Raw genomic sequence first — 12,278 nt, forward strand, 5'->3', positions numbered from 1 at the left:
GGAAGGAACCTTTCCTTCCCGAGGTCGAAGCTTGTTTCCCGAAGGGGCGTCCCGGTCAGCCCTCGACGAAGGGGTGTGCGTCACCGGCGCCCTGACGGGCGATCTCGGCGGTGCCCGAGCTGTAGTCGACGACCGTCGTCGGGGCGGTGCTCACCTCGCCAGCGTCGATGACGACGTCGACGGCGTGGTCGAGCTCCTCCTTGACGTCCCACCCGAAGACCGGGGTCTCCTCCTGACCGGGCAGGAGCAGGGTGCTCGAGAGCATCGGCTCGCCGAGCTCGGCGAGCAGCGCCTGGACGACCGGGTTGTCGGGGATGCGCACGCCGACCGTCTTCTTCTTCGCGTGGAGCAGGCGTCGGGGCACCTCCTTCGTCGCCGGGAGGATGAAGGTGTACGGCCCGGGCGTCGTCGCCCGCACGGTGCGGAAGACGTGGTTGTCGACGTGGACGAGCTGGCCGAGCTGGGCGAAGTCGCGGCACAGCAGCGTGTAGTGGTGCTTGTCGTCGAGCCGCCGGATGTCACGGATCCGGTCCTTGACGCTCTGGTCGTCGAGCCGCCCGCCGAGCGCGTAGCCGGAGTCGGTGGGGAATGCGACGAGGGCGCCCTCGCGGATGCGCGCGACGACCTGACCGATCGTGCGCGGCTGGGGGTTGTCCGGGTGCACTTCGACGAAGGTGGCCATGGGGCCAGGGTAGGACGCACGGGGCGCCACCGGATCAGTCGCGGGCCAGCTCCTGCGCGAGCGTCGTCGCGAGGGCACGGGCGGGCCGCCCCACGCCGATGAGGGTCGCCGACGCCGGGCCGGTCCAGTCGCCGTAGCCGACGAAGGCCACCCGCGGGTCCGTGACCGAGCGGGCCCCGTCGACGACGGGGATGCCGTCGCGGGTGCGCAGGCGCAGGGAGCGCAGGTGCCGCAGCGCCGGGCGGAAGCCGGTCGCCCACACGACCGCGTCGAGGTCGACGTGCTCGCGCCCGATGACCGCCCCGGTCGCGTCCATCCGGTCGAACATCGCCCGCAGGCGCAGCGCCCCCTTCGCCCGGGCCTCGCGCACGCTGGGCATCGCGACGATCGTCCCCGCGAGCTCGGACTCGAGGTCGCGGGCGTCACCGGTGATCCGGGCGCTCGCCCGCTCGAAGAGGTAGCGCCCGTCGACGTCGTCGGGCAGGAAGCGCAGCCGACCGAGGGAGGCGAGGTGCACGCGGTCGGCGTGCCCGAGCAGGTCGGCGGTGATCTGCACGCCGGAGTTGCCGCCGCCGACGACGGCGACCTGCTGCCCCACGAAGGGCTCGGGCCCGCGGTAGTGGGCGGAGTGCACCTGCGTGCCCTCGAAGCAGGTGGCCCCCTCGACGAGTGGGACGAAGGGGGCCCGCCACGTCCCCGTCGCGCTCACGACGTACCGGGCGCGCACGCTCCCCTCGCCGGTGACGACGTCGAGGCCGTCGTCGTCGGCCCGCACGTCGCTCACGTGGACGCCCCGGCGGACGGGCACGTCGTAGCGCTCCTCGTAGGCGGCGAGGTAGGCGAGGACGTGGTCGACGGGCGGGAAGGCGTCGGGGTGCTCGGGCATCATCCAGCCGGGCAACGAGGAGTAGCCCGACGGGGAGAAGAGGCGCAGCGAGGGCCACGTGCGCCGCCACGCGCCACCGGGCTCCTCCTGCTCGTCGAGCACGACGTGGTCGACGCCGTGCCGGCGCAGCCAGTAGCTCGTGGCCAGCCCGGCCTGGCCCCCGCCGACGACGACGACGTCGGCGCGGTCAGCCATCCGTCTCCGGCGCCTGCTCCTGCATGCGGATCGGCGTCCCGCGCTGGACGGTGCGGGAGACCGTGCACAGCCGGTCGCGCGACTGGGCGACGGCACGCGGCAGCATCTCGCGGGCCCGGTCGCCGTCCTCGCCCGCCGGGAAGTGCAGGGTGAAGGTGACGTCGAGGTCGACCATGTGGTTGCCGTCCTGCGGCGTCGAGGTCTTCGTGCCGCTCGCGACGACCTCGAAGTGCTCGGGCTCGGCCCGGCGGCTCGTGATGTGGTCGACGTCGACGGCGCTGCACCCGGCGATGGCCGCGAGGAGCAGCTCGACGGGCGTGAAGTCGTCGTCCTCGCCGTTGCCCAGAGCGATGCTGCCGCCACGCGCGTTGCGCGCCTCGTAGCGCCCCAGCCCGGTGCGAGACAGCGAGACCTCACGATGCCCCGGTCCGGTCCCGCCGGTCGTCTCGGCGTCGTCCTGCTGGCTCATCGCGCTCCTGGGGTCGAGGGGAGATCGGGGTGCGCGTCCCATCTTCGTCAGAGCGGGTCGCCCACGCCACCCGGTGACCAGGGCTGGGATCGTCCTACGGTGGCGTCATGACCTCCCACGGCCACGGCCGCCTCGTCCTCGTCCGTCACGGCCAGACGCAGTGGAGCCGCGACGGGCGGCACACCGGGCTCACCGACCTGCCGCTGCTGCCCGAGGGCGAGGCCGACGCGGCCTCCCTTCGCCCGTACCTCGCCCGCCTCGACCTCGCTGTCGTCCTGTCCTCCGACCTCGGGCGGGCGCTGCGCACGGCCGAGCTCGCGGGTCTCACGCCCGAGGTCGACCCGGACCTGCGCGAGTGGGACTACGGCGGGGCCGAGGGCCGCACGACCGAGCAGGTCCGAGAGGACGAAGGGGGTCGGTGGACCGTCTTCGACGGCGTGCCGCCGGGGCAGACCCCCGGCGAGACCGTCGAGGAGGTCGCCGCGCGCGCCTCGCGCGTCCTCGCCCGGGTGCGGCCGGTGCTCGAGGGCGAGCACGCGGCCCCGGCCGACGTCTGCCTCGTCGGGCACGGGCACGCCCTGCGCATCCTTACCGCGGTCTGGCTCGGGCACTCGCCCCGCCTGGCCGCCCAGCTCGAGCTCTCCCCCGGCTCGCTCAGCCTGCTCGGCCGCTACCGCGGGGACGCGTCGGTCGTCGCGTGGAACGTGCCCGCCACCGGTCTCGACGCCCTCGTCTGACCCCCTTCGCCCGGCACCCCTTCGCCCCCTTCGCCGGTCGTGGGTCTCACCACCAGCGGCGGGGCCGCTACGGCAGCGGCCAGGTGTGCACCGGCTCGTTGGTGTGCATGTGCTCGACGTACAGCTCGAGCATCTGCGACAGGGCGCTCGCCCGGTCGGCCCCGCGCTCCTCGAGCCGGCGGACCGCCTCGGTCTGCCACACGGCGCCGTTCTGGCCCGTCGTGCAGCGTCCCTCGATGACGGAGAGGTAGCGGTCGCTCACCGCCGGTGAGACGCCCCAGTCCTCGAGCCCACGGGCCGCGACCGGCAGCAGGTGGCGCAGGGTGAGCTCGTCGACCCCGACCTCCCCCTGGCCCGGCCAGTAGAGCCGGGCGTCCATGCCGCCGCGCGCCGCGGCCTCGAAGTTGGCCCGCGCCGCCGCGAAGGACAGCCGGGTCCACACGGGACGCTCCTCGGTGGCCAGCGTGCGCACGAGCCCGTAGTAGAAGGCGGCGTTGGCCATGACGTCGACGATCGTCGGGCCCGCCGGCAGGACGCGGTTCTCGACCCGCACGTGGGGCTTGCCGTCGGCGATGTCGTAGATCGGGCGGTTCCACCGGTAGACGGTGCCGTTGTGGAGGTTGAGCTCGGTGAGGGCGGGGGTGCCGTGCTCCTCGAGGACGGCCACGGGGTCCTCGTCGGTCGACTCCGCGAGCAGCGCGGGGAAGTAGCGCACGTTCTCCTCGAAGAGGTCGAAGATCGAGGTGATCCAGCGCTCGCCGAAGAAGACGCGCGGGCGAACGCCCTGGTTCTTCAGCTCGACGGGGCGCGTGTCCGTGGCCTGCGCGAAGAGCTCGATGCGGGTCTCCGCGTGCAGCCGGCGGCCGAAGAAGAAGGGCGAGTTCGCGGCGAGCGCGACCTGGGGGGCGCTCACCGCCTGCGCGGCGTTCCAGTGGTCGGCGAAGTCGGAGGGGCTCACCTGGAGGTGCAGCTGGACCGAGGTGCACGCCGACTCGGGTGCGATGGAGTCGGCGAAGGTCTCCAGCCGCTCCCCCGTCGGCCCCTCGATGTCGATGACGATGTCCTCGCCGCGCGCCTCGAAGATCGAGTCGTTGAGCGCGGTGTAGCGGTTGTTGCGGCTGATCCACTCGCCCTGGAAGTGCTCCGGGCGGATCGTCGGCAGGATCCCGATGGGCACGATGCGCGCGCCGACCGCCCGCGCGCGCTCGTCGGCGGCGTCGAGAGAGGCGCGCAGGTCCTGCTCGAGGGCGAGGGCGGCGTCGCCGGGCAGCGGGCGGGGGGCGACGTTGAGCTCGATGTTGTACTGCGCGAGCTCGGTCTGGTAGCCGGGGTCGTCGATGGCGGCGAGGACCTCGGCGTTGGCGAAGGCGGGATCGGCCGCCTCGTCGAGGAGGTTGAGCTCGATCTCGAGCCCGGTGAGGGGCCGCTCGGCCTCGAAGCTCGACTGCGCGAGCATCCGCTCGAAGACGTCGAGGTCCTGGTGGACCTTCTCCCGGTAGCGCTGACGCTCCTCTCGCGAGTAGCTCTGCGCCGATACTTCCTTGCCCACTCCGGCCTCCTGGGGTCGGTCCGCCGCGGTCGCGACCTGGGTGCCCAGGCTAGACGTCAGACCCGCGCCACGACGGGCGAGCGCGGGGGTCGGTCGGGGCCGCTCGTGCCAGCTCGGCGGCGGCACGCCCCACGAGGTCCGGGGCGTTGTCGGCGCGGGCTCGTACGGTCGTGCCATGCGGCTGATCCACACCTCCGACTGGCACCTCGGACGCGCCTTCCACGGCGTCCGGCTGCTCGACGCGCAGGCCGCCTACCTCGACCACCTCGTCGAGACGGCCCGCTCCGAGCGCGTCGACGCGGTCGTCGTCGCCGGCGACGTCTACGACCGGGCCATCCCCGCCCCCGACGCGGTCGAGCTGCTCTCCGACGTGCTCCACCGGCTGCAGGCGGTGGGGACCCAGGTGGTCCTCTCCCCCGGCAACCACGACTCGGCACGCCGGCTGGGCTTCGGGTCCGGGCTGCTCGAGCACGCCGGGGTCCACATCCGCACGAGCGTCGACGACCTCGCCCGGCCGGTGCTCGTCGGCGACGGCGCGATCTACGCGCTGCCCTACCTCGACCCCGCATCGGTGAGCGTCACCGACGCCCTCGAGGTGAGCACCCGCAGCCACGCCGCCGTCATCTCCGCCGCGATGGACCGGGTGCGCGCGGACGCGGCGACCCGAGGACCGCGCACCGTCGTCGCCGCGCACTGCTTCGCCGTGGGCGGGGCGAGCAGCGACTCCGAGCGAGACATCGCCTGCGGCGGTGTCTCGGCCGTGCCGACCTCGGTCTTCGACGGGGTCTCCTACGTCGCCCTCGGCCACCTCCATGGGGCGCAGCAGGTCGGCGAGCGGGCCTGGTACAGCGGGTCTCCCGTCGCCATGTCCTTCTCCGAGGCGGGGCACACGAAGTGCTCGCTGCTCGTCGAGGTCGACGAGACCGGCACGGCGCACGTCGAGCGGGTCGCGGCCCCGGTGACCCGACACCTGGCCACCCTGCGCGGCGACCTCGAGGACCTCCTCGCCGACCCGGCGCTCGAGGACGCGCGGGACGCGTGGGTGCAGGCCACCCTCACCGACACCCTCGCCCCGCGACGGGCGATGGAGCAGCTGCGCACCCGCTTCCCGCACACCCTCTCGCTCGTCCTCGACCCCCGGGGCGGCGTCGTGCGCGAGCACCGGCGCCCCAGCCAGGTGGCCGGTCGGGCCGCGGTCGAGGTGTGCACCGACTTCGTCGCCGACGTGCGCCCCGGCGGCACCGTCGGCGACGACGAGCGCGCGCTCCTGCGCGAGGCCGTCGAGGCCGTGCAGCGGGCGCACGACGACGAGGGCAGCGCGACGACCCGTGAGCGGGGCGTCGCGTGAGGCTGCACCGTCTCGAGGTCGAGGCCTTCGGCCCCTTCGCCTTGCGGCAGGTCGTCGACTTCGACGCGCTCGGCCAGACCGGGCTCTTCCTCATCACCGGGCCGACCGGGTCGGGCAAGACGAGCCTGCTCGACGCCATCTCCTTCGCGCTCTTCGGTCAGCTGCCGGGGGTGCGCGGGGCGAAGGCCCTGCACAGCCAGCACGCCGACCCGAGCACCCCGCCCGAGGTGCTCCTCGAGGTCACCCTCTCCGGGCGGCGGCTGCGAATCACCCGGAGGCCCGCCTTCGAGCGGCCGGGCCGCAAGACGCCGGTCCAGGCCGCGATCGTCCTCGACGAGCACCTCGGCGGGCGGTGGACGACGCTCACGCAGCGCCTCGACGAGGCCGGCCGCGTCATGGAGGACGCGCTCGGGATGACCCGCGAGCAGTTCCACCGCGTCGTCGTGCTCCCCCAGGGCGACTTCGCCTCCTTCCTCCACGCGAGCAGCGACGACCGCGGCGACCTGCTGCGTCGGCTCTTCGACGTCGAGACCTACGCCGGCGTGCAGGACTGGCTCCTCGAGGAGCGGCGCCGCGTCGAGCAGGTCGACCGCGACGCGGCCCGCGACCTCGACCGGCTGCGCGAGGAGGCCGTCCCCCTGCTCGCGAGCGGGTCCGGTGGCGGCGACGAGCCGGCCGTGGGGGCCGGGGCCGACCACCCCGAGCCCGCCGGCGCCGCGGCCTCCGACGGGACGCTCTCGCAGCTCGACGCCGCGGGGCTCGCCGACCTCCTCGCCCGCACGCACGAGGCCGCCGAGGGCGAGCACGTCGAGTCCGCGGCAGCGGTCGAGCTCGCCGAGGCCGCGCTGCGGCGGCACGAGCACCAGGCCCGCCTGGCCCACCAGCAGGCCGCCAGCCACGACCGCGGCACCCAGGCCGCCGTGACCCGCGACGAGCTGCTCGCCCGCGCCCACGAGCACGACGCCGCGTCCCGGTCGCTCGCGCGCTCCGCGGCGGCCCGTCGTGCTCTCGGGGCCCTACCGGCGCTGACCCGGGCTCAGGAGGACCTGCGCCGGGCGCACGAGCAGACCAGCACCGCGCGCGCGGCGCTGCCCCCGCTCGCCCCGACGGCCCGCGACGACCTCGACGGCTGGGTCGCCGACGTCGCCGGCGCCTCGGCCGACGTCGCGAACGCCCAGCACGAGGCCCGGTCGCTCGTCGGACGGCTGGAGCGTCAGCCGGGGCTGGTCGACGAGCGGGATCGTGCTGCCGCCGACCTGGCGGCGGTCGCCCCGGCACGAGACGCGCTGCGCGCCGAGCTCGAGGCGGCCCGGCAGGCCTGGGACGCGGCCGCTGCTGCTGCCGCCGAGCTCGAGACCATCACGACCCGGGCGGCTCGGCTGCGTCGCGCGCTCGACGTGCGGCGGCGCCTCGACGACGTGCGGGGGCGTGCGCTGCCTGCCGCGGCGGACGCGGTCCGCGACGCGCGCGACCGGGCGCAGGACGCCCGGCAGCGCTACCTCGACCTCTTCCAGGCCCGGCTCGACGGCATGGCGGGCGAGCTCGCCGCGTCGCTTGTCGAGGACGCGCCGTGCGCCGTCTGCGGCTCGACGACTCACCCGGCCCCGGCCTCGACCGGAGACCTCGTCGAGCCGGTCACCGTCCAGCGCGCGCTCGCCGCGAGCACGCAGGCCGCCGACGCCCTCGCCGAGGCGCAGGGGCGCCAGACCGAGGTCGAGGTCGAGATCGCGACACTCGTCGCCACGCTCGGTGACGAGGTGCGCGAGGACGACGAGATCGCCGTCGATCTCGAGCAGACCGAGGCGGCCGCCCGAGCGTGCTCCGAGCAGGCCCGCGAGGCCGAGCGGCTGGGCCGCGCCGTCACCGGCCTCGTCACGCGCCTGGAGCGTCTCGCGGGCGAGGAGGACCGTCTCGTCCAGGCCCTCACCGCCGCGACCACCCGTCACGACACCGCACTGGCCGCCCTCGTCGCCTCTCACGACGAGGTCGTCTCCTCGCTCGCGGCCCATGCCGCGGGGTGCCGGTGCGGTGCGGTGTCGCCGGCGGGCTCCTCGAGCGGGGTGGACGCCGCCGCCGAGCGAGCCGGTGACCTCGTCCTGGACGACCTGCTCGTCCACCGGGTCGAGACCACGGTCCGCGCGGCCGTGCAGGTCGCGCAGGAGCACGAGTGCCACCTGCGGGCGGGCGAGCGCCTGCTGTCGGCACTCGACGCGCACGACGCCGCGACGGGGCGTCACGAGAGCGCGGCCGCGGAGCTCGCGAGAGCGCTCGAGGCCGAGGGCCTGACGGACGTCGACGAGGCTCACAGCCATCTCCTCCAGGCGGAGCAGGTGGCGGGGCTCGAGCGGGCCGTCGTCTCCTACGCCTCGCGTCTCGCCGCGGCCCGCGCCGTCCTCGACGAGCCCGAGGTCGTGGCCGCCCTCGCCTCTGCCCGGCCCGACGTCGAGGCCCTCGACGAGCAGGCCCAGCACGCCCGGTCCCGGTGGACCGAGGCGACGCACCGCACCGCCGAGCTCTCCCAGGTGGTCGGCGCGCTGCGCTCCGCCGCCCGGCGTGCGCGCGGCCTCGCGCAGGCATCGGGCGACCTGGCCTCGCGGCGCGACCTCGTGACGAGCGTCGCCGACCTGGCCTCAGGTCGCGGCCCGCACAACCCCGACGGCGTCTCGCTGACGACGTACGTCCTGGCCGCCCGCCTCGAGCGCATCGTCTCCATCGCCAACGAGCGCCTCGACGCGATGGTCACCGGCCGCTACGAGCTCGCCGTCGACCACGGGCGCGGCGGCGACCGCCGTCGGCGCGGTGGCCTCGGGCTCCTCGTCCACGACCGGTGGAGCGGCGAGACGCGCGCGGCGACGACCCTGTCCGGGGGCGAGACCTTCATGGTGTCCCTCGCCCTCGCGCTCGGCACCGCCGACGCCGTGCGCGAGGAGTCCGGTGGCAGCGAGCTCGAGACGCTCTTCGTCGACGAGGGCTTCGGCTCGCTCGACGACGACGCGCTCGAGGAGGTCATGGCCGTCCTCGACGAGCTGCGCGCCGGCGGCCGGGCCGTCGGTGTCATCTCGCACGTCGCGGACATGCGCCACCGCATCCCCACCCAGCTCACCGTCACCCGCCGGGTCGACGGGTCGAGCGTCTCCGTCGTCGAGGACGCCGACGCGGCCTGACCTGCGCGTCGTCGACCAGTGCACGAGGGGCCGCTGACTGGAGCGGCCGGAGGGTGGGCGACCACCCTCCGGGCGCGCGGCTTCCCCTTCGCCCGTCTCGATCCAGGAGGAGCCGTCCGCTCCGCCGCGCGCGCCCGTTGCCCCTTCGCCCTGGTCCCCCTTCGCCGGACCCCGCAGGCTCACGACGGCCACTCAGCACGACAAACCCCGGCTCCGCACGAGTTTCTTGCTCATGCGAAGCCGGGGTTTATCGGGTGACCCGAGAAACTCGGGGCAGGTGAGACGAAGGGGCTAGAGGGCGGCGAGCTCCTCGGGCGAGGGGCAGGAGCACACGAGGTTGCGGTCGCCGTAGGCGCCGTCGATGCGACCGACCGGGGGCCAGTACTTGTCGGCCGACTCGACGTCGCCCGGGAAGACGGCGGAGGCGCGGTCGTAGGAGCGGTCCCACTCGCCGACGAGCGTCGCGGACGTGTGCGGGGCGTGGCGCAGCACGCTGGACTCGACGCCGTCACCGGCGACCGCCTCGTCGATCTCGCGGCGGATGGCGATCATCGCGTCGCAGAAGCGGTCGATCTCGCCCTTGTCCTCGCTCTCGGTCGGCTCGACCATGAGCGTTCCGGCGACGGGGAAGGACATCGTCGGGGCGTGGAAGCCGTAGTCGATGAGCCGCTTGGCGACGTCGTCGACGCTGACACCGGTGTCCTTCGTCAGCTGGCGCAGGTCGAGGATGCACTCGTGCGCGACGATCCCGTCGTGCCCGGAGTAGAGCACCGGGTAGTGGTCGCGCAGCCGCGCGGCGACGTAGTTGGCGTTGAGCACGGCGACCTGGGTGGCCCGGGCCAGACCCGCACCGCCCATGAGCCGCACGTACGCCCACGAGATCGGCAGGATGCCCGCCGAGCCGTACGGCGCGGCGCTCACCGGGCCGACACCCGACTCGGGGCCCGCCGCCGGAGCGAGCGGGTGGTTGGGCAGGTGCGGGGCGAGGTGCTCGCGCACCGACACCGGGCCGACACCGGGACCACCGCCGCCGTGAGGGATGCAGAAGGTCTTGTGGAGGTTGAGGTGGCTGACGTCGGCGCCGAAACGGCCCGGCTGGGCCAGCCCGACGAGCGCGTTGAGATTCGCGCCGTCGACGTAGACCTGACCACCCGCGTCGTGGACCATCGCGCACAGGTCGCTGATCGTGTCCTCGTACACCCCGTGAGTCGAGGGGTAGGTGACCATGATCGCGGCGAGACGCTCCTCGTGCTCGACGATCTTGTGCTTGAGGTCGTCCATGTCGACGTTGCCGGTGATGCTGTCGGTCTTGACGACGACGACCTTCATGCCCGCCATGACCGCGGAGGCGGCGTTCGTGCCGTGCGCGCTCGAGGGGATGAGGCAGATCGTGCGCTCGTGGTCACCGCGCGCGTCGTGGTACCCGCGGATGGCGAGCAGACCGGCGAGCTCGCCCTGCGAGCCGGCGTTGGGCTGCAGCGAGACGGCGTCGTAGCCGGTGATCTCGCACAGCCAGTCGCTCAGCTGGGCGACGAGGTCACGGATGCCCTCGGTCTGGTCGTCCGGGGCGAAGGGGTGAAGCCCGGCGAACTCGGGCCAGGTGATCGCGGCCATCTCGGTCGTCGCGTTGAGCTTCATCGTGCACGAGCCGAGCGGGATCATGCCGCGGTCGAGCGCGAAGTCGCGGTCGCTGAGCCGGCGCAGGTAGCGCAGCATCGCGGTCTCGCTGCGGTGGGCGTGGAAGACCGGGTGGGTGAGGTACTCGCTCGTGCGCACGAGCGCCTCGGGCCAGCTCGGCTCGGCCGGCGCGGTCGTCGAGCTGTCGACAACACCCTCCTGGCCGTCGGTCGAGCCCTGCCCGAAGGCGGACGCGACGGCGGCGACCTCGCCCGGGTCGGTCGTCTCGTCGACGCTCACGAGGACGGTGTCGGCGTCGTGACGCCAGATGTTGACCCCGGCCTCGACGGCGGCGGCGACGACGTCGTCGGCGCGACCCGGCACGCTGACGCGCAGGGTGTCGAACCAGTGACCCTCCGCGACCTCGGCACCGCGCGCGGCGAGCTGCTCGGCGAGATCACGGGCGGTCGCGTGGACACGTCCGGCGATCCGGCGCAGCCCGTCGGGGCCGTGGTAGACGGCGTACATCGAGGCCATGACGGCGAGGAGGACCTGCGCGGTGCAGATGTTGCTCGTCGCGCGGTCGCGGCGGATGTGCTGCTCGCGGGTCTGCAGGGCGAGGCGGTAGGCCTGGGCGCCGGCGGAGTCGACGGAGACGCCGACGAGGCGACCCGGCAGCGAGCGCTCGAGACCGGTGCGCACCGCCATGTAGCCGGCGTGCGGGCCGCCGAAGGCCATGGGGACGCCGAAGCGCTGCGTGGTGCCGACGGCGACATCGGCGCCCCACTCCCCCGGAGGCGTGAGCAGGGTGAGGGCGAGCAGGTCGGCGGCAGCGGTGACGAGGGCGCCGGCGTCGTGCGCGGCCGTGGCCAGGGCGCTCCAGTCGTGGATGAGGCCGTCGGTCGCGGGGTACTGGACGACGACGCCGAAGACGTCGCGGTCACCCGCGGCGGCACGCAGCTCCTGCGCGGTGCTCACCTGGGTGAGGTCGGCGACGGCGACGGCGATCCCGAGCGGCCGGGCGCGGGTCTCGATGACCGCGCGGGTCTGGGGGAAGAGCGCCTCGTCGAGGACGACGACGGCCCCGTCGGGAGCCTTGCTCGTGCGACGCATGAGCGTCATCGCCTCGGCCGCCGCCGTGGCCTCGTCGAGCAAGGACGCGCCGGAGACGCTGAGCGCGGTGAGGTCGCTCACCATCGTCTGGAAGTTGAGCAGCGCCTCGAGCCGACCCTGCGAGATCTCGGGCTGGTAGGGCGTGTACGCCGTGTACCAGGCCGGGCTCTCGAGGACGTTGCGCTGGATGACCGGCGGGGTGATCGTGCCGTAGTAGCCCAGGCCGATCATCGAGGTGAGGACCTGGTTGCGCCCGGCGAGCTCGCGCAGCTCCTCGAGGACGGCGAGCTCGCTCGTCGCGGCCTCGACGGCGAGGGCACCGGTCATCCGGATGGCCCCCGGCACGGCGGCGTCGCACAGGGCGTCGAGACTCGGGCGCCCGACGACGGAGAGCATCTCCGCGACGTCGCTCTCACGCGGTCCGATGTGACGGGCGGCGAAATCGGGCAGGGACGGTGCGCTCATCGAAGGCTCCCTCGGTGGTCAGGCACGGCAGGTCAGCCTCCCCATCTGTCACG

The 12,278-nt window shown here is 74.2% G+C and carries 8 protein-coding genes; 3 read left to right on the forward strand and 5 right to left on the reverse strand.

Annotation, left to right across the window (positions count from 1 at the left end; genetic code table 11):
- Positions 1-55: 55 nt before the first annotated feature.
- Genes L6241_RS01280 through L6241_RS01290 form a run of 3 tightly spaced genes read right to left on the reverse strand, consistent with a single transcriptional unit; the run spans position 56 to position 2,232 of the window.
- The gene (locus L6241_RS01280) at positions 56-682 is read right to left on the reverse strand and encodes an L-threonylcarbamoyladenylate synthase (protein WP_368244453.1); all 627 of its coding nucleotides are present in this window, start codon (positions 680-682) and stop codon (positions 56-58) included.
- A gap of 34 nt (positions 683-716) precedes the next feature.
- Positions 717-1,763: an ArsO family NAD(P)H-dependent flavin-containing monooxygenase gene (locus L6241_RS01285; RefSeq protein ID WP_354588040.1), complete on the reverse strand. Its 1,047-nt coding sequence runs from the start codon at positions 1,761-1,763 to the stop codon at positions 717-719.
- Positions 1,756-2,232: an OsmC family protein gene (locus L6241_RS01290; protein WP_368244454.1), complete on the reverse strand. Its 477-nt coding sequence runs from the start codon at positions 2,230-2,232 to the stop codon at positions 1,756-1,758. Before L6241_RS01290 ends, L6241_RS01285 begins: the two co-directional genes overlap by 8 nt.
- A 107-nt stretch (positions 2,233-2,339) precedes the next feature.
- On the opposite strand from L6241_RS01290, the gene L6241_RS01295 reads away from it, so the two are divergent.
- The gene (locus tag L6241_RS01295) at positions 2,340-2,969 is read left to right on the forward strand and encodes a histidine phosphatase family protein (RefSeq protein WP_368244455.1); all 630 of its coding nucleotides are present in this window, start codon (positions 2,340-2,342) and stop codon (positions 2,967-2,969) included.
- A 67-nt stretch (positions 2,970-3,036) separates the two neighbouring features.
- On the opposite strand, the gene L6241_RS01300 is transcribed toward L6241_RS01295, so the two are convergent.
- Complete coding sequence (locus tag L6241_RS01300) at positions 3,037-4,518, reverse strand: glutamate--cysteine ligase (protein ID WP_368245127.1); 1,482 nt, start codon at positions 4,516-4,518, stop codon at positions 3,037-3,039.
- A gap of 175 nt (positions 4,519-4,693) precedes the next feature.
- Between L6241_RS01300 and L6241_RS01305 the strand changes: the two genes are divergently transcribed.
- Entirely contained in the window at positions 4,694-5,866 is a 1,173-nt protein-coding gene (locus L6241_RS01305; protein ID WP_368244456.1) for an exonuclease SbcCD subunit D C-terminal domain-containing protein, read from the forward strand.
- Positions 5,863-9,030 (forward strand): AAA family ATPase, encoded by a 3,168-nt coding sequence (locus tag L6241_RS01310; RefSeq protein ID WP_368244457.1) that lies wholly within the window; start codon positions 5,863-5,865, stop codon positions 9,028-9,030. Before L6241_RS01305 ends, L6241_RS01310 begins: the two co-directional genes overlap by 4 nt.
- 291 nt (positions 9,031-9,321) lie before the next feature.
- Here the strand turns inward: L6241_RS01310 and gcvP are convergent, their stop codons facing one another.
- A complete protein-coding gene (gcvP, locus tag L6241_RS01315) occupies positions 9,322-12,225 on the reverse strand; it encodes an aminomethyl-transferring glycine dehydrogenase (protein WP_368244458.1) in 2,904 nt (967 codons plus the stop codon).
- Positions 12,226-12,278: the final 53 nt, after the last annotated feature.

The organism is Janibacter sp. Y6, from assembly GCF_040900765.1.
Taxonomy (GTDB): Bacteria; Actinomycetota; Actinomycetes; order Actinomycetales; family Dermatophilaceae; genus Marihabitans; species Marihabitans melonis.